This is a genomic window from Nocardia sp. NPDC056100, from assembly GCF_042266325.1.
In the GTDB taxonomy this organism is placed as follows: domain Bacteria; phylum Actinomycetota; class Actinomycetes; order Mycobacteriales; family Mycobacteriaceae; genus Nocardia.
Map to the genome: position 1 here is coordinate 248,632 of NZ_JBHJVY010000002.1, position 22,332 is coordinate 270,963.

At 65.3% G+C, this 22,332-nt stretch carries 21 protein-coding genes; 12 read left to right on the forward strand and 9 right to left on the reverse strand.

Annotated elements, in window-relative coordinates; genetic code table 11:
* Positions 1-6: 6 nt before the first annotated feature.
* A complete protein-coding gene (locus ACFC0O_RS12805; RefSeq protein WP_375956834.1) occupies positions 7-1,407 on the forward strand; it encodes an aspartate ammonia-lyase in 1,401 nt (466 codons plus the stop codon).
* 57 nt (positions 1,408-1,464) lie between these two features.
* On the opposite strand, the gene ACFC0O_RS12810 is transcribed toward ACFC0O_RS12805, so the two are convergent.
* The 7 genes from ACFC0O_RS12810 to ACFC0O_RS12840 all read right to left on the reverse strand — a co-directional run bounded on the left by ACFC0O_RS12810 (position 1,465) and on the right by ACFC0O_RS12840 (position 10,086).
* Positions 1,465-1,815 carry a DUF732 domain-containing protein gene (locus tag ACFC0O_RS12810; protein ID WP_375956837.1) on the reverse strand — a complete coding sequence of 117 codons (351 nt, stop codon included), beginning with the start codon at positions 1,813-1,815 and terminating at the stop codon, positions 1,465-1,467.
* A 136-nt stretch (positions 1,816-1,951) separates the two neighbouring features.
* Positions 1,952-2,530 (reverse strand): HAD family hydrolase, encoded by a 579-nt coding sequence (locus ACFC0O_RS12815; protein ID WP_375956840.1) that lies wholly within the window; start codon positions 2,528-2,530, stop codon positions 1,952-1,954.
* Positions 2,531-2,628: 98 nt separating this feature from the next.
* Entirely contained in the window at positions 2,629-3,426 is a 798-nt protein-coding gene (locus ACFC0O_RS12820) for a DMT family transporter (RefSeq protein ID WP_375956843.1), read from the reverse strand.
* A 643-nt stretch (positions 3,427-4,069) separates the two neighbouring features.
* Complete coding sequence (locus tag ACFC0O_RS12825; protein WP_375956846.1) at positions 4,070-5,899, reverse strand: acyl-CoA dehydrogenase family protein; 1,830 nt, start codon at positions 5,897-5,899, stop codon at positions 4,070-4,072.
* A gap of 158 nt (positions 5,900-6,057) precedes the next feature.
* A complete protein-coding gene (locus ACFC0O_RS12830) occupies positions 6,058-7,311 on the reverse strand; it encodes a cytochrome P450 (RefSeq protein WP_375956849.1) in 1,254 nt (417 codons plus the stop codon).
* The gene (locus ACFC0O_RS12835; protein WP_375956852.1) at positions 7,308-8,585 is read right to left on the reverse strand and encodes a cytochrome P450; all 1,278 of its coding nucleotides are present in this window, start codon (positions 8,583-8,585) and stop codon (positions 7,308-7,310) included. Before ACFC0O_RS12835 ends, ACFC0O_RS12830 begins: the two co-directional genes overlap by 4 nt.
* Positions 8,586-9,504: 919 nt before the next feature.
* Positions 9,505-10,086, reverse strand: coding sequence for a TetR/AcrR family transcriptional regulator (locus tag ACFC0O_RS12840; RefSeq protein ID WP_375956855.1), 582 nt, complete (start codon positions 10,084-10,086; stop codon positions 9,505-9,507).
* Between the two features lie 105 nt (positions 10,087-10,191).
* On the opposite strand from ACFC0O_RS12840, the gene ACFC0O_RS12845 reads away from it, so the two are divergent.
* From ACFC0O_RS12845 to ACFC0O_RS12875, 7 genes are all read left to right on the forward strand, one after another.
* On the forward strand, positions 10,192-11,109 hold the full coding sequence (locus tag ACFC0O_RS12845) for an NmrA/HSCARG family protein (protein WP_375956857.1): 918 nt from the start codon (positions 10,192-10,194) through the stop codon (positions 11,107-11,109).
* 428 nt (positions 11,110-11,537) lie between these two features.
* Entirely contained in the window at positions 11,538-11,783 is a 246-nt protein-coding gene (locus tag ACFC0O_RS12850; RefSeq protein ID WP_375956859.1) for a CsbD family protein, read from the forward strand.
* Positions 11,784-11,978: 195 nt separating this feature from the next.
* Positions 11,979-13,283: an NAD(P)/FAD-dependent oxidoreductase gene (locus ACFC0O_RS12855; protein WP_375960700.1), complete on the forward strand. Its 1,305-nt coding sequence runs from the start codon at positions 11,979-11,981 to the stop codon at positions 13,281-13,283.
* 68 nt (positions 13,284-13,351) lie between these two features.
* Positions 13,352-13,789, forward strand: coding sequence for a phage holin family protein (locus ACFC0O_RS12860; RefSeq protein WP_375956862.1), 438 nt, complete (start codon positions 13,352-13,354; stop codon positions 13,787-13,789).
* Positions 13,786-14,178 (forward strand): DUF3618 domain-containing protein, encoded by a 393-nt coding sequence (locus ACFC0O_RS12865; protein ID WP_375956865.1) that lies wholly within the window; start codon positions 13,786-13,788, stop codon positions 14,176-14,178. The genes ACFC0O_RS12860 and ACFC0O_RS12865 overlap by 4 nt, the downstream gene beginning before the upstream one ends.
* Positions 14,175-14,435, forward strand: a complete 261-nt coding sequence (locus tag ACFC0O_RS12870; RefSeq protein ID WP_375956867.1) for a DUF4235 domain-containing protein — start codon at positions 14,175-14,177, stop codon at positions 14,433-14,435. The genes ACFC0O_RS12865 and ACFC0O_RS12870 overlap by 4 nt, the downstream gene beginning before the upstream one ends.
* A 172-nt stretch (positions 14,436-14,607) precedes the next feature.
* Positions 14,608-14,967, forward strand: a complete 360-nt coding sequence (locus ACFC0O_RS12875) for an STAS domain-containing protein (RefSeq protein ID WP_375956869.1) — start codon at positions 14,608-14,610, stop codon at positions 14,965-14,967.
* Positions 14,968-14,995: 28 nt separating this feature from the next.
* On the opposite strand, the gene ACFC0O_RS12880 is transcribed toward ACFC0O_RS12875, so the two are convergent.
* Positions 14,996-15,382 carry a hypothetical protein gene (locus ACFC0O_RS12880; protein WP_375956872.1) on the reverse strand — a complete coding sequence of 129 codons (387 nt, stop codon included), beginning with the start codon at positions 15,380-15,382 and terminating at the stop codon, positions 14,996-14,998.
* 118 nt (positions 15,383-15,500) lie between these two features.
* Positions 15,501-16,508, reverse strand: coding sequence for an alpha/beta hydrolase (locus ACFC0O_RS12885; protein ID WP_375956875.1), 1,008 nt, complete (start codon positions 16,506-16,508; stop codon positions 15,501-15,503).
* A gap of 290 nt (positions 16,509-16,798) precedes the next feature.
* Between ACFC0O_RS12885 and ACFC0O_RS12890 the strand changes: the two genes are divergently transcribed.
* Genes ACFC0O_RS12890 through ACFC0O_RS12905 form a run of 4 tightly spaced genes read left to right on the forward strand, consistent with a single transcriptional unit; the run spans position 16,799 to position 22,315 of the window.
* A complete protein-coding gene (locus ACFC0O_RS12890; protein ID WP_375956878.1) occupies positions 16,799-18,223 on the forward strand; it encodes a condensation domain-containing protein in 1,425 nt (474 codons plus the stop codon).
* Positions 18,220-19,854 (forward strand): MFS transporter, encoded by a 1,635-nt coding sequence (locus ACFC0O_RS12895; protein WP_375956880.1) that lies wholly within the window; start codon positions 18,220-18,222, stop codon positions 19,852-19,854. The genes ACFC0O_RS12890 and ACFC0O_RS12895 overlap by 4 nt, the downstream gene beginning before the upstream one ends.
* Positions 19,851-21,383: an ArnT family glycosyltransferase gene (locus tag ACFC0O_RS12900; RefSeq protein ID WP_375956882.1), complete on the forward strand. Its 1,533-nt coding sequence runs from the start codon at positions 19,851-19,853 to the stop codon at positions 21,381-21,383. The genes ACFC0O_RS12895 and ACFC0O_RS12900 overlap by 4 nt, the downstream gene beginning before the upstream one ends.
* Positions 21,380-22,315: a glucosyl-3-phosphoglycerate synthase gene (locus tag ACFC0O_RS12905; RefSeq protein WP_375956884.1), complete on the forward strand. Its 936-nt coding sequence runs from the start codon at positions 21,380-21,382 to the stop codon at positions 22,313-22,315. Before ACFC0O_RS12900 ends, ACFC0O_RS12905 begins: the two co-directional genes overlap by 4 nt.
* The last annotated feature ends 17 nt before the right edge of the window (positions 22,316-22,332 follow it).

The window sequence follows — 22,332 nt, forward strand, 5'->3', positions numbered from 1 at the left end:
ACAGCCATGGTCACACCGACCCCCGTCCGCACCGAGCATGATCTGCTCGGCTTTCACGAGGTTCCCGCCGACGCCTACTACGGCGTGCACACCGCGCGCGCCATGGCGAACTTTCCGATCAGCGGGGTACCGATCTCGCGGCTACCCGATCTGGTCGTCGCGATCACTTCGGTGAAACAAGCAGCAGCACAAGCCAATCGGGACCTGGGCGAGCTCGACAGGAACATCGCCGAGGCGATCATCGCGGCCTGCACCGAGATTCGCGCCGGTGCCCTCCACGACCACTTCGTCGTCGACCAGATCCAGGGTGGTGCGGGCACTTCGACCAACATGAACGCCAACGAGGTGATCGCCAACCGTGCGCTGGAGATTCTGGGCCATCAGCGCGGCGACTACCACATCATCCACCCACTCGAACACGTCAATCGCGGCCAGAGCACGAACGACGTCTATCCCACCGCGGTGAAGGTGTCGCTCGGATTCGCTTCGCGCACACTGGAACACACACTTCGCGCACTCGCCGAGCAGTGCGCGGCGAAAGCCGTCGAATTCGCCGACATGCTCAAACTCGGCCGGACCCAACTGCAAGACGCCGTGCCGATGACCCTGGGCCAGGAGTTCGGCGCGTTCGCCGTGACCATTGGCGAGGATGCTGACCGTCTCGCCGAAGCGTCCATGCTGATCGCCGAAATCAACTTGGGCGGCACCGCGATCGGCACCGGACTCAACACCCATCCCGCCTACCCGGACATCGTGTGCGAGCACCTGCGCCGGATCACCGGCCTGCCATTGACCACCGCCCGGGACTTGGTCGAAGCCACCTCCGACGTCGGTGCGTTCGTCCAACTCTCCGGCGTCACTAAACGGTCCGCGATCAAGCTGTCCAAGATCTGCAACGATCTACGTCTGCTGTCCTCCGGCCCCCGAGCGGGCCTCGGCGAGATCAATCTCCCACCCGTACAGGCGGGTTCGAGCATTATGCCGGGCAAGGTGAATCCCGTAATCCCCGAAGTCGTCAACCAGGTCGCCTTCGAAGTGGTCGGCAACGACCTCACCATCACCATGGCCGCTGAGTCCGGCCAACTCCAACTCAACGCCTTCGAGCCGATCATCGCCCGAGCCCTGCTGTCCTCCCTCACCCACCTGACCGCTGCTGTACAAGTCCTGACCGAGCGCTGCATCCGCGGCATCACCGCCAACCCCGACCGCATGCTCGAGGCCGTCCTCAGCTCAGCCAGCATCGCCACCGTGCTCAATCCGGTACTCGGATACGAGGCGACATCAGCCCTGGTTGCCGAAGCGATTGCCACCGGTGCCTCCATTGCCGAGTTGGTACGCCGCTCCGCACTGATCGACGACGCGGCCTTGACGCGCATACTGAGCCCGGACAACCTGCGCCGCCGGTGACCGTGGCCCGCTACGAACGGCTAACCATGCGAGGACTCGCGGTCTTTCGATGCGGTGTCAGTTTGCAGCCTGGCCGTTGTATTCGGGGCAATAGAACGTGATGGCTTCGTCCACGATCTTTCGGGCGTGGTCGCGGGTGTAGAGCGGGGCCGGTGTATCCCGCGCCCCAGGGACGGCGGCCACCGCGTTCACTTCATCGGCAGCTGTGCGCCCCTGCTCGCGCATCTCTCGGCACACGGTTTTCGCGGTGGCGAAGATATCCCCGTCGGCGGTCGGCACTCCGTCATGCTTGACGGCGGCCAGGAACGCGATGTCCTTGGTTGAGGACGATTCGTCGTCCGAGCCGCAGGCGGCCAGGACGGTGACGCTGATCGCTATCGGCAGTGCGGCCCAGAGTCTTGCGCTCATGTCACCTCGAATTGCCTCGTGGGATACGGCGTTTCCGGATCATCGCATAGTCGACGGTCCGAGGGTGGGATGTGTCAGGTGCGGCGCGGCAGCCGCACCGCGCGGTGACTCGCGGCCACTGGCAGACTTCAGTGGCTCACGGCCACGTGCTGGTGAGTGACTCCACGAGGGCCGCAACAACATTCGGATACAAGGCATCGACGATCGCATCCGGTGAATGCTGAGCCAACTCCTCGCGAAGTGTTCGGTGGGCGACGACGATGACACCGAACCTCGCATGCCTGGCGTAGGCAATGTGATGGGGCGCGTCACCGATGACCACCGTGCGCGCCGGGGAGAGCGGCTTGCCGTACTTGCTTTCGAACCGTGTGGCCACGACAGCGGGAAGGTCGGATCGGTCGCGTGCATCGGATCCGAATGCGCCTATGTCGAAATCGATATGCCGGTCCAATCCGGCGGCCCGAAGTGTGATCTCGGCGGCGGATCGCGGAGTCTCGGTCAGCACAGTCTGTACGAGCCCGTGTGCGTCAAGGATTTTCAGGGTGTCCGCCGCGCCCGGGTAGGCGGGCTGATCGCCTTCCGGCTCCGATTCCTCTTCGGTCACAACCTCATCCAACTGCTGATGAGACTCGTCGATACCCTCGTCGTCGGCATCGGCCGCAATCAAGGTGCCGTCGACGTCCCAGATGACGAGTCCCGCACGCTCCATGCTCATTCCGTGCATCTTGGCAGATCCGACCACAATGCACACAGGCTCGTCGATCCGGGTCGGTTCGTGCGGTCCTGTCATGACATCGCCGATGGGGCGGGAAGTTACAGCGGCGCGGGTGGTTCCGGTGCCGGCTGGCGCGTGGGTATCGCGCTGATGGTCAGGGCCAGCATGACCAACACCATGCCCGCCAGTTCGAACACCGTCGGGCGTTGGGCGAGGGCGATCGCGCCGACCACGGTCGCGGTGGCCGGGAGCAGGGCGAGCAGCAGCGCGAAGCGGGCCCGACCGACCGCGGTCAACACCACCTGGTCCAGTGCGTACGGCACCGCGCTCGACAAGATCCCGATCCCGAGACCGAGCAGCCAGGTGCGAGGGTCGGCAAAAACCGTTGCGTCGATGGCGAATTGGGGGATCAGCACGAACGGCGCGGACAGGATCGCGGCGGCGGCCATTCCCACCGCGAGCGAGTCCTGACCGTCGCCCGCGTCGGCGACGCGTTTGCCGACCAGGATGTACCCCGCCCACAGGACGGCCGCAGCTAGGGCGAAGGCGATGCCGACCGGTTCCACGTCCAGTTGGACTCCGGCCAGCAGGACCACGCCGATGGCGACCAATGCGACCGCGAGCAGGTCGCGGGCTCGACGCGAACCGAGCGTGGCGACGGCAACGGGGCCGAGGAATTCGATGGCGACCGCCGTGCCGAGCGGAATGCGCGCAATCGCCTCGAAGAACACGATATTCATCGACAGCGTGACGATGCCGAACCCGGCTGCCACCGCGATCGTCCGCCGCGTCCACCGAGCTCGCCATGGCCGCCGCCAGGCCAGCAACGCCACGCTCGCCGCGGCAGCCCGCAACCAAGCGACAGTCGTGGGTTCGGTGGTATCGAACAGAGACACTCCGAGCGCGGCACCAGCGTATTGCGAAGTCGCGCCGACGATGAACACCATCGGAACCGACCAGAGGGGAAGCGCGCGCCCCGACGATCGCTCGATAGTCGAGACCGAATTCATCCTATGAGTAAGCCACAGCCCACCACGGAGTTCAACGCGGTTCAGATTCTGTTCGGCCCGCGTCCAGACCTTTCGCGCACAACATGATTCGCGATGCCAGCGAGCTCTGCCGAGAGGATGTCACGAGGGACTCCGATATCCACTCTGTATCCGTGCCTGCCGGTCGACACGATGTTTGTGTATATGGTCGGAATCGGATACTCCAACTGGACAATTCGCGGCACGGATCGTCCCAATTCCCGTGTGGTGCAGGAGGGTACGTCGCCAGAGAGGCAGCTGGAGCGTCCTGGCGCAGGCAACAGGTTGAGGCGTTTCTCATCGCGCACGCGGTTGAGGGTGTTCCGGGGATCGGCGAGCGCATCGCGGAAGCCGTGACCTGAGCAGCGGCGGTGGCGGCCAACAGTCTTCGGCACCGGACCGACAGCGACCCCGCCGGATTTGTCAGCGGGGTCGTGGGATCTTCAGGGACGGTGGCACACCGTGATCATTACCGTGCTCGTTCGCAGTCGGGTCTGATCGCCGGGTGTGTTCACTGAGATATCGGAATGCTGGTAGAGAATGTGGTGTCTGCCCAGCCCGCGTGGTCCTGCCAGGCGCGGATGTAGTCGGTGGAGAAGATGGGACCGGGCAGTTCGGGGATGTCGAAGGCACTGACCATGGTGGATAGGTGTGAGGTGAGCAGGGCGTAGTGATGGTGGAGTTCGGTGGTGAGCTGTGTCGCGCGTTGTGATGACATGTGTTGGTGGGTGGTATACCACACTGCGTGCGCCCTGATTCGCTGCAGTGCGTAGGCCGCTGCGGCCGAGGATGCGAGCTGTCGTGCGAAGGGATGGTTGCAGGACCGGGCGGCGGACAGAAGCGCCTGCGCGGCAAGGCGTTCGGCAATGGCGGTGGCCAATTCTATGGCCGCGGAATCGGGCCCGGGTGCGACGCCGGTGGCGTCGTATGTGCCCTGGCGAAGGGCGGCGGCGATGGCGCGTTCGCGCTTTTCGAGCATCACGATATGCCAGGGTTGTTGGGTGGGGGTGTCCGGCAGCCGCAGTGGTGGCCGGTCGACGGCGAGTTTGCCTGCGGTGACCTGCAGGATCTGGTTCTCGCCTTCAGCGGTGATGATCGCTTCGAGATTCCCGATCCAGTCCTGGAGGTGGTTGATGCGGAGTGCGCCCTGCGCGGCTGCGCGTTGACGGCAGGTGATCACGGTCTGATGGGCGGTGTTGGACAGCAACGGTTTTGCGAGCATGGACCACATCGCGTCGTCAGGACCAGTGTGGGTCCCGGCCGCGCGGATGTCGCGGATGTGCCGGCCCAGCACACTCGTCGCATAAACCTCGACAAGCGCGCGGATCAAATCTCGTTGCACCGCATCCCGATCGGCCATCCGAGTTCCGGTGCCGGGACGGCGCTGGTTGGTGTAGTTGACGAGCCCCGCGAGGGCGGCTCGGGCACTGGCGATTGCCGCGTTGGCCAGGTCGAGGCGTCCATTACCGAGCACACTGATCGCCGCATGGAACCGTCGGCGTGGGGGCAGCGCGCATTCGAAGACCCCATCGGCGTCGATGCGCGCCCAGTCTCCGCCCAGCAGGGCGTCCACTGGCAGGCGTACGTTGTGGAATCGCACCATGGCATGATCCATCGGCGCGGAGTCTTTGTCGGGCAGACGGACTACGTCCACACCGTCGGCCAGACCTTCGGAGGTGCGTAACCGCAGCAGGAACGGAAGCACCCCTTCGTCACGGCCGTGGATCAGCAAACGGGCAGTGACAACAACGGTTTTGGGGATATCGGGGTCCGCGACGTTGGGCATGAATTTGACCGCGGCGGGACAGGGTGTGGTCAGGACGAATCCGCCTGCGATTGGATCCCAGGTGGCGGTGGTTTGCTGATCGGCGCCATTGGTGCCGCCGAGCTCGGTGAGCATCAATGCCCCGAGGGTCGCTGCGGTATCGAGCTCGCGCAGGCAGTTCTGCTGGTAGTCCGAGCCGTTGCCCAGGGCCAGGATTGCCCCGATGGCGAGATCGAAATGCCCTGTCAACACCAACAGCAGGCGAGGGGCTGCGACCTGGGCCCAATCGCACAGTGCGCCACGCAATTGCGGATCTGCGGCAATCTCGCGCGCGGGGCGGCCGAGCTCACGAATAACCGTGCGGAGCAGGTCGGGAGCATTCTGCGTCAGTTCGGAGTACGTGGCTCCTGACCGTGGCTGATCGGGTAGCCCGACGACGATATCTCGAACCCGGGTATGCAAGGCGGTCTGTGCACCGAATATCACCGTACGCAGCGCGCGAACAGTGTGTTGATCGTTGATCACCGGGGGTGTATGCGCGGGAATCCGGTCGCGGAAAAGGTCTTTGGTTGTCATGTGGAACTCACTTCGACGCTCGAGCTGATCGCGCGCACCGATCAGCGACCGCCGTGGAGAGCGGTCGCTAGGTTATGCGCGGATCATCGTTCAACCACGCGAGCCCGCGGCCGCGCAGCTGGCGGGCCGGGGTTCGCGAATACTGTTGGTGCTGCCTCCTATCCAATGTTCAGCGGGGGTGAGGGAGGGAATGTGACGGGCAGCGCTGCCAGTGCGCGGTGGAAAGGCCCTGGGCGCCATACCAATTCCTCGGCGGGCACGGCCAGGCGGATTTCGGGTAGCGCGTCCAGGAGCAGGTCGATCGCCTCCTGCACGATCAAGAGTGAGGCGGCGCGGGCCTGCATCGGGCACGAGTGCGGGCCCGCGCTCCAGGCCAGGTTCCATCCGTTGCGCAGGTACTGGCCGTCGTTCATTTCCGGATCGTTGTTGCACGCGGCCATGCTGATGATCACGGGCTGATGGGCTGGGAGCCAGACCTTGTCGACTACGACAGGCTGGCGAGGATAGGACAGGCAGTAGTTGGCCAGTGGTGGATCCTTGGCCAGGATCTCGTCGATCGCGGTGCTGGTGGACGGCGGGAAAGCGGTGCCGCCGAGCGCGAACCGCTGATCGGTGAGCATCAGCAGCAGCGTGTTGGCGATGAGGTTCTGCGGGATCTCCACACCGGCGGAGTAGTGGGTCACCAGCTGGTGGATCATCTCCTCGTCGGAGAGCGCGGCCGGGTCACGGACCAGGCGCGTGGTGATGTCATCGTCTGGAGATCTGCGTTTGAGGAGTGACAGCTCCAGCAGGGCCTCGTTCAGCATCGTGTTGACCGTGTCGGTGTCCACGCCCTCGAACATCGCCGCACTGGCCGCGGCGACCCGCTCGCCGATGTGAGCGGGGCAGCCCAGCATGTGATTGATGGAGGAGAACACCAGCGGGAGAATGTATTGCGCGATCACATCCGCGGAACCGTCCTCGCAGAAGGCGTTGATCAGCGGAATCGCGATCGGCTCGACCGTGGCACGGACCGCGTGCAGATTGAGGTCCGCGAGTGCGTTGACCGTGGCGCTGCGATAGCGCGCGTGCTCGGCGCCATCGGAACGCAGTGCGTTGGGCCGCCATTCGACCATCGGCATCATGTCCAGTCCTGGGGGCATGGTGCGTTGCCAGGTGCGAGGGTCGGCGGGAAAGTGGTAGGGATCGTTGAGGATTCGCACCGCGGTATGGAAGTTGATGACCAGGGTCGCCGACACCCCGGGCGCTAGCTCGACCGGGACCAGGGAGCCGTAGCGGGCGCGCATGTTGTTATACGCGCGGTGTGGGTCGGCGGCGAATTCCGGTGCGTGCAGCGGGATTCGGGGTCCGAGGGCCTCGACCGGCAAGGGGGCGTCCTCGGTGGTCGGTGCGGGCGTGTGCGGTGCGTTCACCGGTTGTTGGCTCCTTGCAGGAAGGTCAGGGGTGGGGCGGGTGGAAAGGTCACGGGTATCGCGACCGGGGCGCGGTGAAAAGTGCTGGGGTGCCAGCTCAGTTCCTCGATCGGCACTGCGAGTGCGATCTCGGGTAGCGCGTCCAGGAGCTGATCGATCGCCTCCTGGACGATGAGGATGGCTACCGATTGGGCGGGGCAGCTGTGTGGTCCGGCGCCCCAGGCCAGATGCGCACGATTGCCGGCACGGTCCCCGCTGATTGCGGGATCGTTGTTGCACGCGGTCAGGCTGATCAGCACGGGTTGATTGACCGGCAGCCAGACGTTTCCGATGATCTGCGGCTGGCGAGGGTAGCGGGGGCAGCCGTTCTGCACGGGCGGATCGGTGAACAGCACTTCGTCTATGGCATCACGCACCTGGATAGCACCGCTGACCAGGCCATCGTGGAATCCCGCGTCGGTGGCCATCAGCAGCAGGGTGTTGACGATCAGATTCCAGGTCGGTTCGGATCCCATCGCGTACAGCTGGAGAATCAACTCCACGACTTCGCTGTCATCGAATCCTGCCTGGTGCGTGAGCAATTGCGAGATCGCGTCCTGTGCCGGAGCGTGACGCTTGGCCGTCACGGCCTGCGTGACAACATTTCTGAAGATCTGCTCATTGAGATCGGAGGATTCGGGATCGGTGGTCACGTTCAATGCGCTCATCGCCGCGTGCACGAGATCTCGTATCTCCGAGGGAAGGCCCAGAAGATCGTGCAGCACCTGCTCGGTGAGCGGGCGGGCGTACTGTCCGAGCAAGTCAGCCGAGCCCGATTCACAGAATGCATTGATCAGCGGCACCGCGGCGGCTTCGACTGCGGCGCGCAATGCGTGCAAATCGATGCTTTCCATGGCCGCGGTGTACGCGCTGCGTGCGCGAGCGGAGTCATCGCTGTCGTCACTGGCGGGGCCCCACTCCATCATCGGTAGAACAGGGCACTGGTCCGGGATCGTCGTTCGCCACGCTCGATGGTCGGCGGGGAAGTGATCGGGGTCGCCGAGGATGCGCAGGGCTTGGCGGTAGTCGAGTACCAGCATCGCCGGAACGCCGGCCGCGACTTCGACCGGGACCGCGGGGCTGTACTGACGTAGTTCCTCGTAGGCGCGGTGCGGGTCAGCCGCGAATTCTGGTGCGTACAACCTCAGTGCTGATCGCTCCGCAACCCGCTCCGGTGCGTAGGCACGGGCGGTCGAGTGCGGTGTCACCGAGACCGGTGACGCGTCGGTGGACAAGGGATGCTCCCGGGGCAGGGTGGAATGGACCGATGAACGTCATTCCCCTGCAGTGGGTTTCACGCCGTCGGTACCTGGGGCGGATGTGGCCAATGTGAAGCTAATAGGTCAGTTCGCAAGTGGATCTACCGAAATCAATTGCTACTCGGATGCAGAGAGAGTGGGCATTCTCTATGCGCCCCAGTCGGATACGAGTCCTGAGCTCCTCGGCCCAGCTTTGCTGCTGTGATCAGGCAGGATCGCGGTGGTGGCGGGGGAGGGCTCAAACATGTTTTGCCATAACACGTTTCGTGCACGACTTGATGATAGCTGTGAGCGATGGCTCCCGCAGTATGAATGTGGACTTGACTGACGGGACCTGGACGAATGTTCAATGCACCGCGCTGGTTCGTCGAGGTTGCCGAGGCTCTGCGCAGTTCCACCGCCACGACCACGGTCGAACGCTCGGCGATACAGATTCCGCGTTGGAACAGGTTGCTAGGAGCAACAGCGGATCCCGTCGTTGCGGATCCTGCTGCCCTGCCTGCGAAGTCACGGTCGATCTGCCGATCACCGAATCTCATGGACAGGCGGGGCGGTCTTAGGTAGGAGCCCGGTTGCTCCATCAGCTTCGTTCTCGTCGCAACATCCGTGATCGCCTCCGAGGGAGGCTCCCGAGAACGAGGTTGCCAGGCTCGAGCCACGGGAGTGCGTCTCGGGCGCAAAAACCTACCGGTCTGTCCTGAAATGTGCCGCGCCATAAGAACACTCCGTCCCACTGTCGGCAACGAAATGCGGAGGTCGTACCGACAACGAACTCACCGTCGTACCGCAACGCGGGAATTTTGTCGCCGGTCGACGATGTGATTGTTCGGCTCGGTGCATGTGGCGACGACCGCCGAAATCAGAAGCCGTCCCACAGGTGTGGGCGGCATGCTGGTCACTGCGCGGCGGGCTGGCTGTGCGGGCTCACACCGGCCACGGACAGTTCGAACAGCTGTTTCGCGCGGGTGACAGGGTCGGGATGGTGCTCGGTGGCCAGGGCGATACCGACGATCACCGCGATCAGGTCTGCGACAGCGACACCTTGCGCTACTGCCCCATCCTCGATTGCGCTGCGCAGCAAGGGGTTTCCTGCCTCTTCCAGCGCGGCCGAGCACGAGTTGCCGTCTACCGGGTCGGATCCGGCGGCGTCGTAGGCCAGCGCGACAGCCAGGCCCCGAGCGTGAACGCAGTAGGTGACGACATCGGTCAGCCAGTCCAGCAGGGCGGTTCGACTATCGCCCGTACCTGTCAGGTTGTGGGCGCGGTCGCACAGCACCTCGATCCGTTTCCGGGAGACCGCCTCCAGCAACGCGTGGCGCGTGGGGAAGTGGCGGCGCACGGTCGCCGAGCCAACCTTCGCGATGCGGGCGATCTGCTCCAAGGAGGCACCGGCGCCGTGGGTGGCGACCTCTTGTTCGGCGACGGCGAGGACGCGGGCGTAGTTGCGGCGAGCATCCGCACGCTGCTGTTCGGACACGGTGTCACCTCCTGTATTGCGAAAACGGCGGGCCCCGCCATATCGTACGTGAGTGCTAAACGGCGGGCCCCGCCGTTTAGATGGTTGAGTAGTCGAGGAGCGCAAATGTCCACAGATACTTCGCCCGTCCTGGTCACGGGCGCCACCGGCAAGCAGGGTGGTGCCACCGCGCGCGCCCTGCTCGGGGCCGGAGTTCGAGTCCGCGCCCTGGTGCGCGACCCGGCCACCGACCGGGCCAAGGCCATCGAGGCGATCGGTGCCGAACTGGTCACCGGCGACCTACACGACCGCGATTCGGCGATTCGGGCTGCGGAAGGTGCCCGGGCAGTGTTCTCCGTGCAGATGCCCGGAATCACCGCGGGCGGCTTCGATTTCGACGGGGAGGTGACGCAGGGCGTGAACCTCATCGAGGGCGCGAAGGCCGCCGGTGTGCCGCAATTCGTGCACACCTCGGTGACCGGCGCCGGTCAGCACACCGAAACTCCCGGCTGGGCCGACGGGCGCTGGGCGTCGATGGAACCTTCTCTGAATGCGAAGAGCACGATCCAGGACCGGGTTCGCGAGGCGGGCTTTCCTCATTGGACGCTGCTCAAGCCGGGCACGTTCATGGAGAACTTCCTGCCGTCCGCGGCGTACATGTTCCCGCGCGGCATCGAGGGCGGTCTGGTGAGCGTCATCAACCCCGAGACCCGGCTGTCCCTGGTCGCGGTGGACGACATCGGCCGCGCGGCCGCCGCAGCCATCACCGCGCCGAAGCGATTCCACAGAGTCGAGCTGGAATTGGCGAGCGACTACCTGTCGATGACGGAGATCGCCCAGATCCTCTCCCGCGCCTTGCGGACAGACCTCGCCGCACCCGACATGACCGAACAGCAAGCGTTGGCTGCGGGAATGCCGCCCTTCGCCGCCGCGCTCGAATGGCTCAATACGGCCGGCCAACCAGGCCGCCCGGCGTACGCCAGTGCCCTCGGCATCTCACTCACTGCCTTCGAAGAATGGGCGCAGTACTACCTCGCGAGTTGATGCCTGACATGGGTTCCGCTTCGGCCCGTTCGGGCCGGACCTCGTTTTCCGGCTGAACGCGCGCGAATAGGTGACATCCGCAGCAATCTCACTGTCGTCCGCTCGACTCCGTCGGGACGGCCTTCCCATGTGGTTCAGGCGAGTCCGAACCTTCCCTTCCGCCGGTGACTTCGATGAGCTGAGCGCGGCGGTCACCTCCGCCGCCTTGCTCACCGGGTTGAGCTCCCACCCTGGCGCGGCGCGTGCCCTATTCTGCGGCTCGCGCACATCAGTTGGGCCGCAATGAGATCCGTCCTTCTCTGAGGTTCGACTCTCGCTCGCAACTCGCTCGGACGACGTGAAACAGACTGACAGGAAGGGTGTTTCGAGGCGGAATGCCAGGGTAGGTCGCTGGTGTCCGTATTGAATCGATTGTGGAGGCAAATCTCATGTCCGAGCATGACAAGAGCGGCGTGCGTGAAGGGCTCGAAGGGGCCGTCGAAGGCGCGAAGGGTACGGCCAAGGAGGCGGCGGGAGCGGTTTTCGGCAACGATGACCTGCGCCAGGAAGGACGCGCTCAGCAGGACAAAGCCGAATCGCAGCGTGACGCGGCAAAGAAGGAAGCCGAGGCCGGGAAGGAGCGTGCCGCGGCGGAATTGGACGAACAGCGTCAGCGCGCGCATCAGAACCGGTAGGTCCTGAATCGCTTCCCATCCATGAGGCGGACGGTGTCAGCGATGCCACCGGCTGCCTATAGACCAGATGAGCTCCAACGCATAGTCGGCCCGGTCCCCTGCGCCCTGCGCGGTTTCATATCCGATGCGGCGGGAAAGGCGTAGGGAGTCGAGACGAACGGAGTGCCTCCGGTGACGGTTGACAAGAGCGCGGGTCTGCGGCGCGTGGTGATAGTCGGCAGTGGATTCGCAGGTTTCACCTGCGCGAGGAAGCTCTGTCGCATCCTGAGCAGATCGGATGAGGATGTGGAGGTCGTGCTCGTTTCCCCGACCGACTACCACCTCTACACACCGTTGCTGCCCGATGTGGCGGGCGGTCTGATCGATCCCCGGTTCGTCGCCATCTCCCTCACCGACACCCTGCCCCGGGTCAAGCTGGTGATCGGGAAGGTCGATGCGGTGGACCTGGATGGCAAGACCGTCACGATCACCGGCGAGGGTGATACGCGGACCGAATTGTCATGGGACAGATTGGTTCTCACCCCGGGTTCGGTCACCCGGCTGTTCGACGTCCCCGGTTTGTCCGAGCACGCTCGCGGTCTCAAGACCATCGCCGAGGCGGTGTATCTGCGTGAGCATTTCCTGCGCCAGCTCGAATTGGCCGACCACGAATCCGATCCCGCCGTCCGCCAAGCCCTACGCACGGTGGTGGTGGTCGGGGCCTCCTACGCCGGAACCGAACTGATCGCGCAGTTGCGCGCGCTGGCCGACGCGTATGCGCGTCGCCGCGGTTTCGACCCCACCGAGATCCGTTTCCTGCTCCTGGATACCGCCGACCGTGTGATGCCCGAGGTCGGTAATAGGTTGGGGGACAACGCATTGAGTGTCCTGCGCGATCGCGGTATCGATATCCGCTTACAGACCTCACTGCGAGAATTGACCGAGGATCAGGTCGTACTGACCGACGACACAGTCGTTCCCACGCGCACGGTCGCCTGGGTTACCGGGGTGACCGGCGCGCCGCTGCTCACGGGATTGGATCTGCCGATGGAACGCGGACGGCTGGTCGTGGACACCTCCCTGCGCGTTCCCTCTCATCCCGATGTCTTCGCCGGTGGTGACGCGGCGGCGGTTCCCGATGTCACCAACCCGGGCAAGATCACCCCGCCCACCGCACAGCACGCCACCCGCCAGGGCAAGGCTCTGGCGCGCAATGTCGCGGCCAGTGTGGGTGTGGGAGTGGCGAAATCGTACAAGCATCGCGATATGGGTCTGGTCGTAGACCTCGGGCCGCGCTTCGCGGTCGCCAACCCACTGGGCGTGCATCTGTCGGGATTCCCGGCAAAGGCGATCACCCGGGCCTACCACACCTTCGCGGTGTCCCGAGGCGTCAACCGTTGGGCGATCACCCTGTCCTATCTCACCAACGTGGTCACTCCGCGCCCGCTGTCGACCCTCGGCCTCGTCGACTCGGGCGAAGCGAGTTTCACCGGCAGCGAGGGCATTCCGGAACACCACTGACGGCACCCCGCGACATCGTTTCACATCGAGATCGCCGGGTAAGTGCCACATAACAGGAGGTGACGATCATGACCGATGCAGCAGGAACGAGGAACCAGATTCCCTCGGTATCCCTGGCCGAGGAAAAACGTTCCGTCGCAGAACTTGTCGAGAACGCCAGCACCCAATTGACCCGCTTGGTTCGGGACGAAATGCGACTGGCCGTGCTCGAAACGCAAGCCAAAGCCGGCGGTATAGCCAAAGGCGCGGGCATCGCGGGAGCCGGTGCGCTCCTGGCGTTCTACGGCGGCGCGACCCTGGTCGCCGCTGCGGTACTGGGGCTATCGCGCGCGGTGCCCGATTGGGCGGCGGCCTTGATCATCGCGGCCGTGCTGCTCGTACTCGGCGGGGTGCTGGCATTGGCGGGCAAGAAGACCGTCGGCCAGGCCGCGCCCCCGGTCCCGACCGACACACTCGCGGGCGTCCGCGACGATGTGGAAACCATCAAGGAACGAGGGCGGCGATGAGCGACCCAGCAGAATCACATGGTGCGGACGAACTCGACAGTGTCCGCCAGGATCGCGACCAAGCCAGAGCGGAACTCGCTCAAACGGTCTCAGAACTGAGCGACAAAGCCGACGTGCGCGCCCGCGCGCAGGACAAGGCGCACGAGACCGCACAGGCGGCGCGTGAGCGCGCAACCGAGGTCGGCGAGCACGCCCGCGCGGCCGCTGCACAGGTGCGCGAACAGGCGGCCCTGGCCGCGGACACGGCAGTGGCCAGAACACCCGAACCGGTGCTCGCTCGGGTCCTGCAAGCCACCGACATCGCGCGCCGGAACCCGATTCCCCTCACGGCCGCAGCACTTTCCGGTGTCGCCGTGTTCTGGTGGATCTCGAAGCGGAGGCGTGCGTGAATACTCTGTACAAACCCATCGGCATGCTGGTCGGGGTGCTCGGTGGTATCGCAGCGAACGCGGTGTTCACCCAGATCTGGCGCCGGGCCAGCGGCGAAGACCAGGCCCCGAGCGCGACCGCGCGGAACTACAGCTGGCAGGAAGTCCTCGTCGCGGCGGCACTGCAGGGCGCGATCTTCGGTCTGGTGAAAGCCTCCATCGACCGCGCCGGAGCGGCGGGCTACCAGCGACTGACCGGCACGTGGCCCGACAAGTAGGACACAGGGCGAGTTCCACCCGGTCACCATTCGTGAGCTGGTCGAACGTCAGCGACTGGTCGGTCGGATTGACTGAATGGTCAGCGGAACGGTCATTATCGAAACCTCCGACGAAGTGGTAAACCCGTTCACGTAATGGTGTAAATCGGGCAACGTGACAGGGAACTCGCGGATGAACGATCCCGACAAGACTCAGCTCCTACAGGTGCAGCTCGACACCGACACCACAACCCCGGTCGTGACCGTGACCGGGGAAGTCGACGTGACATCAGCGCCTTTGCTGGACCGTGTGCTGCGCGACGCCTTGCATACAAGCCCGCGCACCGTGGTGATCGATATGACCGGGGTCAGCTTTCTGGGGTCGGCCGGGATCACCGTGCTGGCCGCCGCGGCCCAGCACAGCCCGGAATCGCTGCGCATCGTCGGCTCGTACCCGGTATCGCGTCCGCTCGAGATCACCGGCGCGGACGTGCTGTTCGCCATGTGTGACAGCCTTCCCGCGGCAATGAACCAGGCGAACGCGTTGGGATGACCGCTTTCGCCGTTCAGCGGCGAGCGTGTCAGGCAGCGAGTGGGCGCGGCAGCAGCAGTACTCGTGCAGCCGCCAGCACCTGTCGCAGATTCGGTAGATCCGAAGGGGCAACATATCGCGGCCGGGCGCGCGAGAAGCGCACGCGGTCCGGCTGCTCGCACATCAGCGCGAGTTTCGCGTTGGTCGTCACCACCAGCTCGCATCCCGGCTCACAGCCGTGCCAGCGCCCCCGGCAGCCACCCACACCCCAGCCGACCACACGGATCGAGGCTCGCCGATCCGCGCTCGCGCCGAATGAATGCTCGGTGGGGCGGACCCCTGCCGCCGCGAGTTCGGCGATCAACGCGAGCAACTGCGCGCGAGCGGAATCCTCGGTCGCGATGCCGCCAGGTCGAGAGTCGAAATCCTTTGTCATGACGGGCCTTTCGATTGGTCAACCACACCCTGGCGGGCATTGGGTGAATGCCCGGCGCCGGTGACCCGAAACACGCAGACGACGGCGTGGTGGATTTCCGGCGGACGATCCGCACGGGTCAGTGCAGTGCGTGTTCGAACAGCGGCCACGAATCATGAAGATCCTGTTGCCAGTACCCCCAGGAGTGAGTTCCGACCGGGCGCAGATTGAAGGTGGCGGGTATTCGGAGAGCTGCCAGACGGTCGCGCAGGGCCACCGCGCACCGTGCGGACAGCGCCTCGATGACGACGCCGGTGGTCAGCTGTGCTTGCAGTTTGGCGGTATCGCCCGCGATGCCCGGACCGTCGAGCGTGTCGAGCGCGCCCGGTACGCCGGTACCGGCCGAGACGTAGATCGCGGTGCCGCGCAACTGATCCGCGTGCAGGTAGGGGTCGGTGGCGTTCCATTCGGGGTCGCCGGGCGGGCCCCACATGTTGACCGCGTTTCCTGCCCAGCGGGCCACCACCGCACTCACGAAAGCGTGGCCGACGGGGTCGCTTGTGCGGGCACAGCCGCTGTAGGAGCCGATCGCCCGATACAGTCCCGGTGCGGCCAACGCCAATTGGAAGACCGATGTGGCGGCCATGGAAATTCCGCCGATGGCATTCGAGCCGTTTCCTCGAATGGCCGAATCGATGATCACCGGCAGTTCGCTGGTCAGGAATGTCGCCCACCGTTGTCGTCCGAGTACCGGGTCGTCGGTACGCCAGTCGGTGAAATAACTGGCGCGCCCGCCCATCGGAATCACGAGGCTGATCTGTGTATCGGCGAAGAAGTCCGCGATATCGGTTTGGTCGAACCAACTGCTCGCATCGAGCCCGCCATTGGCGCCGTTGAGCAGGTACAGAACCGGGGTGGGGATCGAACCATCCGGTGCGCGAAGCACTTTCACCGTGATGACGCTGTCCATGGCCGCCGAGTACACATCGAGATCGAGCATGCGCCCGGCTCCGTCGGCGGCGGAGACCAGGTGCGATCCGTCGGCCGCGCCACGCGCGTTCACCCTCACCTCCGATACCGCGATTGGTGTCGGAGCCGGTGCCGCGGTGCCGATCACCGAGCTCGGTAGAACCAATGCCAGGGTCATCGTGGTGAGCAATCGTCGCGACCGGATTCGGCATCGGCGCAGCGGCCACCCGGATACATGCCTCATCGCGACTCCCGCACTCGTGGTTGGTTGTGAGCGGAGACGGTAGGTGCGAACTCGACTGGCCAGCAACATCTCTGGAAATCCCGGATCGTCGCGGGAGTCGGGGCGCGCGGATGGTTGGAAGTCCTCACAAGATTCGGGTTCCCCGCGCTCTGATCTCGCACGGTGTCGTTAACTGCGCTGCGACAACAGTTCTCGGAGAAATCCCGTGAGGAATCGAGGGGTCCGTGCTCGACTTCGGCTTCATCGACGATTGGACTCCCGCGCCCGGCCGCATTACCGGCTGGACAATCGCCCCGGAGTCCCACGCCGCCATGCTCGCCGCACCACCGCATCCCACGCCGCCGTCCTATCAGCAGGAGCAGTATTTGCGAGCCACCCTGCGCAATGTCGATGCGGGCGTGCATGCCTCACGGTTGTGCATGATCGCGGTCGAATTACCGGGACACCCGGACCGTCCGGCTCTCAAACGCACCGTGACTCGGTTCCTGCGTCGCCACGACACCTTCGCCAGCTGGTTCACCCACGAACCCGGCGGGGCGATCGCGCGGCGAACCGTCCCCGCCGACACGATCTCGGTGATCACCCGCGACTACGGACTGTTCGACTCCGGCAGTGCGATCCGCGCACATGTACACCGGCTTGTTCCCAACGCCCTGCACTGGGACTGCTTCGGCTTCGGGGTCATCGATCACGGGACCTCGTTCACCATCTTCGCCGCCATCGACCACCTGCACACCGATGGTGTGGGTCAGGCGTTGACCTTCGCCGAACTGCTCATGATCTACGGCATCGAATCCGCCGGCAGCAGAGCCGAACTCCCACCCGTCGGCAGCCACCTGCACTACTGCTGCCGTGAGCGTGCGCTCAACGCAATATTGCTCCCCGAGTCGCCACCTACGCGCACGTGGGTGCGACTGCTTCGCCAGAACGGCGGTGAGATGCCCGCTATGCCGGTGGATCTGGGCCAGGACAAGGGATCCGGGTTTCGCGACGGCGCGCAGATCACCGTCCCGCTGTTCGACGAGCGGACCGCACTGCGGTTCGAGCAGGTGTGTACCGACAACGGTGGGCGCTTTCTGAGCGGACTGTTCGTCGCGCTGGCATTGACCGATCTCGAATTGGCCGGGCGCGAATGGTATTTCGCGCTCACCCCGGTCAACACCCGCAAGGAATCCGGTGAGAGTGGATCCATCGGCTGGTACACCAACCTGATCCCGATCGCGTTCCAACTCGAGCCCACCGACACCTTCACCTCGCTGGTGTCCACCGCCCAGTGGGTTGTCGACGAAGCCAAGGAACTCACCGATATCTCCCCGCATCGTGTCCTGGAACTCGCCGCGACCGACCCGGCCATCCGCACGCGACCAGGCTGGGCCGCGACCATGCTCTCGCATATCGATGTCCGCAAGATCCCGGGCGCGGAGATTCTCGATCACATCAACGGCGGTATCTACGGCAACCGGGCCGCCTCGGGTGCGGTCTACGTCTGGGTCAATCGTTTCTCCGACGTGACCACCCTGAGTCTGCTGTTCCCCGACACCCCCGAGGCGCATGCCTCGATCAACCGCTATGTCAAAACACTGACCGCGATCCTGACGACGGTGGCGACGGACGGCGACTACAGCGTCGATATCGATACTCGGCGATGAGCATCCGAACCGCGGCGGACGTGGGCACCGTCCGCCCCGTTCCGCTGCGCACGGCCCGGGGCGCTTTCGCAGCGTGCCTGCTCGCGGTCTTTCTCCAGATGCTGGACATGACCGTCGTCAACACCGCGCTTCCCACCCTCGCTCGCGACCTGGCGGCGACAGGTTCCGCGCAACTGTTCGTCGTCACCGGCTACAGCCTCGCCTTCGCGTGCGCACTCCCGACCGCTACCCGACTCGGCGATATCCATGGTCGCAGAACGCTTTTCCTGGCGTCGATGGCCGGGTTCATCATGGCGTCGATCTGGTGTGGCTGCTGTGAGCAGAGCACGGCTCTGATCGGCGGACGAATGGTGCAGGGCATCGCGGCCGCCGGGATGGCGGCGCAGACGGTGGCCATCGTCAATGCCAGCTTCGCCCCCGATCGGCGCGCGCTCGCATTCGGAATCTACGGCGCGGTCGCCGGATCCGCCGGACTGGCGGGCCCGCTCGTCGGTGGCGCGATCGTCGCCACCGACCCGTTGGGACTGGGATGGCATGCGATCTTCCTGCTCAACGCACCCGTCGGCGTGCTCGCCCTGATTCTGGCGTATCGGGGGCTGCACATCGGTGCGTCGCCCACCTCCACGCGTGCGGACATCCCCGGCGTGCTTCTGGCCTCGGTGGGGCTGCTGCTGGTGTTGTATCCGGTCACGGTCGGTCGCGAAAGAGGGTGGCCGGCAGCCATTCTGGTTATGCTGGGCGTGGGCTGCCTGGTGCTGGTCGTATTCGGTTGGCAGCAATACCGGGCAGAAGGAACCGGACTGCTCCGCGGTGCGATCTTCACCGATCGCACCTTCGCCGTCGGCGCGATCGCGATGCTGGTGTTCTACGGAGTCTTCACCGCCTTCCTGTTCACGGTCTCGGCCACCATGCAATCCGGGATCGGCCTGTCCGCGTGGCAGACCGCCACGTTCATGACACCGTTCGCGCTCGGGGCGATCCCGGCCGCGGCTACCGCACCGCTGCTGGTTGCACGTCTGGGATCGCGGACCCTCACCGTCGGCATCCTGGTGTTCGCGGTGTCGGCGGCGGTGATCGCGAGCTTGCTGCACCACTCATCGGCAGGTGTCGAGGCCCGTGTTCTCGCCGCGCCGATCTGCCTGGCGGGCATAGGCATCGGTTGGTTCGCCGCGGCACTGCCCGCGCTGATGACCGCGCGTGTGACCGACAGTGAGGTCGGCTCGGCGTCGGGCCTGCTGCCGACCATCCAACAGCTCGGCAGCGCGTTCGGTGCTGCCGCGCTGGGCACCGTGTTCTTCGCTCGGATCAGCGACGGCGACGGCATCGCAGCGGGGGAGTCGGCGTTCGCGCGCGCGCTGATGGAGCGCGGAATACCACTCGAGCGGACCTTGGCCGAGGTGGGGCGGTTCGACACCTGCGCCCATGCCGCATTCGCTTCCCCCACACCGATGGTCGACGGTTCCACCTGCCCGGCAACCATTCCCGACGTCGGTATCGACGCCGCCGCGGTCACCATGGCCCAGACCTACATCGCGGCGCTGAGCACGCTGATGTCCATCATGGCCGCGATCGCGTTCGCCCTCGGCATGCTGACACTGCTCATGCCACGCGATGCGGGCAGCCGGGCATGAGCCGCGAGAACGGGGTCCGCTTCGCCACCGGGCCGGTGATCACGATCATGGCCGTGACAACCGTCCTGCTGCTGGCCCGGTGCGCGCGGTACGACTATTTCGGCGACGAGCTGTACTTTCTGTCGGCCGGTCGGCATCTGTCGCCGGGGTATGTCGACCAGGGGCCGCTGGTTCCCTTGCTCGCACACGCCGCACACTCGGTCGCCCCGGGATCTCTTGTGGTACTGCGTATTTCATCGATCCTCGCCGGTGCCGCGGCGATCGCGGTATCCGCGGCCATCGCCAGGGAGTTCGGCGGTGATCGGGCCGCGCAAACCCTCGCGGCACTGGCCTACGCCACGTGCCCCTTTCTGATCACCCAGACCGCGACATTGTCGACCTTCGCGTTCGACGCCACGCTCTCGGCGACAACGATATGGCTGCTGATCCGCTGGACTCGCACGCGAGATGACAGGTTGCTATTCGCCGCGACGTTGATCGTCGCCCTCGATGTGCAGGTGAAACTCCTTGCCCCCGTGCTTCTGGGAACCCTCGCCGTGGGCGTGGTGACCGCAGGTCCGCGAAATCTGCTCAGGCGCAGCGCACTCTGGATGGGGCTGGCGCTGGTCTGCGTGTCGGCAATACCGATGGCCTGGTGGCAGCACTCGCACGGCTGGCCGCAACTGGCGATGGGAGCGGTCGTGGACCGTGAACAACGCGCCGCCACCGGCGGCGTCGCCGGGCTGCCGGTTCAGTTCGCACTACTTGCCGGTCTGCTGGGAATACCCTTGCTGCTCAATGGATTGCGGGCATTGATTGTCGACGTCGAGTGGCGTCGCCACCGCTTCGTGGCCATCGCGGCGGGGGCCGATATCGTCTTCATCGTCGCGATCGACGGTCGCCCCTACTACTTCGCGAGTTATCTGCCGGCGCTGTTCGCAGCCGGCGCCACGTACGCGTTGACGACACTGCGCCCATGGCGTTCCCGGGCATCGCGCGGTGTGTTGGCCTGTGCTGTGGCGGTATCGGCCGCCGTCTTCGTCCTCATCGTGGGCTTGCTCCCGCTACCCGCTTCGCACCTGCGCGAACCCGCCGACACCCAGGCCGAAATCTCGTTGCGTATGCGACTTTTCGGAACCTCGGGGTGGGATCGGCTGGTCTCCGCCGTCACCGGTGCCTACCGGGACCTACCCGCCGATCGACGCGAGGGCACCATTGTGATCGCGCAAACCTATTGGCAGGCTGCCGCTTTGGACAATCTGGCCGGTGGACCTTTCTCGGTGTACAGCCCCAACCGTGGTTTCGCGCTGTTCGGCACCCCGCCACCCGCGACCACGAGCGCGCTGTTCGTCATGATCGACGGCTCCGAAACCACTCTGCGCCAATCTTTTTCCGACATCACCGCGCTCGTTCATGTGGATGATCGGCTCGGGTTCCCCGGCATCGACCGCCACGTGACGATCTGGCGTTGTGAGCGTCCCACCCGCCCCTGGTCTGACATCTGGGCAGACATGACCACCGACATCCTCGACAACAGGAGCCTTCGATGACCCCGCCCCCCACCGACTTCGTCCGCTTCGATCAGCCCTGGACGATCCCCGAACTCATCGCCCGCAAGAACGGGCGGCGCGTCTCGGTGGTGCTGCCCGCGTTGAACGAGCAGGAGACCATCACCGGGGTGATCGCGTCGATTCGTCCGCTGGTGGGCGGGCTCGTCGACGAACTGCTGGTCGTCGACTCCGGATCCACCGACCGAACCCGTGATCGCGCCCGGGCCGCCGGCGCGATCGTCTATACCCGGGAGCAGGCGGTTCCCGATCTGCCGACGCGGCCGGGTAAAGGCGAAGTGCTGTGGCGCTCATTGGCGGTCGCGAGCGGCGATCTGATCGTGTTCGTCGATTCGGATCTGGTGTCGCCCAGCCCGACGATCGTGCCGTCCCTACTCGCACCCCTACTCACCGACCACCGGCTGCGACTGGTCAAGGGCTGCTACCGTCGACCGCTGCGGATCGGCGCGACCTACGATCTCGACGGCGGCGGGCGCGTCACCCAATTGGTGGCCCGACCCCTGCTCGCTGCCTTGGCACCCGCGCTGGCCGAACTCGCCCAACCGCTCAGCGGCGAATACGCCGCCACACGTAGCCTGCTCACCACCATTCCGATGGCGCCCGGCTACGGGGTGGAGATCGGCATCCTCATCGACTGCTGGCAGCGACACGGTCTGCGTGCCATCACCGAGGTCGACCTCGGCACCCGCATCCATCGCAATCGGCCCACCCACGAATTAGCCGTCATGAGTCGCCAGATCATCGCAACCCTGCTGCACCGCTTGCGAATTCAAGATTCCGGTGTACCCCTGCCGCAGCTGACCCGCGATGGCGACACCTGGCTGCGCACAGCCGCCGAACTCGATGCCGCCGACCGACCGCCCATGTCGGGTATCCCCGCCGCGCTCGGGCCGCAGTTGCCCGCGCGGATCTGATGTCCGAACCGCTATCG

What these genes read in the sequence shown, in the direction of transcription:
- ACFC0O_RS12805 (WP_375956834.1), top strand. Translation starts at nt 7, where the DNA reads ATGGTCACACCGACCCCCGTCCGCACCGAGCATGATCTGCTCGGCTTT.
- ACFC0O_RS12810 (WP_375956837.1), bottom strand. Translation starts at nt 1,815, where the DNA reads ATGAGCGCAAGACTCTGGGCCGCACTGCCGATAGCGATCAGCGTCACC.
- ACFC0O_RS12815 (WP_375956840.1), bottom strand. Translation starts at nt 2,530, where the DNA reads ATGAGCATGGAGCGTGCGGGACTCGTCATCTGGGACGTCGACGGCACC.
- ACFC0O_RS12825 (WP_375956846.1), bottom strand. Translation starts at nt 5,899, where the DNA reads ATGACAACCAAAGACCTTTTCCGCGACCGGATTCCCGCGCATACACCC.
- ACFC0O_RS12845 (WP_375956857.1), top strand. Translation starts at nt 10,192, where the DNA reads ATGTCCACAGATACTTCGCCCGTCCTGGTCACGGGCGCCACCGGCAAG.
- ACFC0O_RS12850 (WP_375956859.1), top strand. Translation starts at nt 11,538, where the DNA reads ATGTCCGAGCATGACAAGAGCGGCGTGCGTGAAGGGCTCGAAGGGGCC.
- ACFC0O_RS12860 (WP_375956862.1), top strand. Translation starts at nt 13,352, where the DNA reads ATGACCGATGCAGCAGGAACGAGGAACCAGATTCCCTCGGTATCCCTG.
- ACFC0O_RS12865 (WP_375956865.1), top strand. Translation starts at nt 13,786, where the DNA reads ATGAGCGACCCAGCAGAATCACATGGTGCGGACGAACTCGACAGTGTC.
- ACFC0O_RS12875 (WP_375956869.1), top strand. Translation starts at nt 14,608, where the DNA reads ATGAACGATCCCGACAAGACTCAGCTCCTACAGGTGCAGCTCGACACC.
- ACFC0O_RS12880 (WP_375956872.1), bottom strand. Translation starts at nt 15,382, where the DNA reads ATGACAAAGGATTTCGACTCTCGACCTGGCGGCATCGCGACCGAGGAT.
- ACFC0O_RS12885 (WP_375956875.1), bottom strand. Translation starts at nt 16,508, where the DNA reads ATGACCCTGGCATTGGTTCTACCGAGCTCGGTGATCGGCACCGCGGCA.
- ACFC0O_RS12895 (WP_375956880.1), top strand. Translation starts at nt 18,220, where the DNA reads ATGAGCATCCGAACCGCGGCGGACGTGGGCACCGTCCGCCCCGTTCCG.
- ACFC0O_RS12900 (WP_375956882.1), top strand. Translation starts at nt 19,851, where the DNA reads ATGAGCCGCGAGAACGGGGTCCGCTTCGCCACCGGGCCGGTGATCACG.
- ACFC0O_RS12905 (WP_375956884.1), top strand. Translation starts at nt 21,380, where the DNA reads ATGACCCCGCCCCCCACCGACTTCGTCCGCTTCGATCAGCCCTGGACG.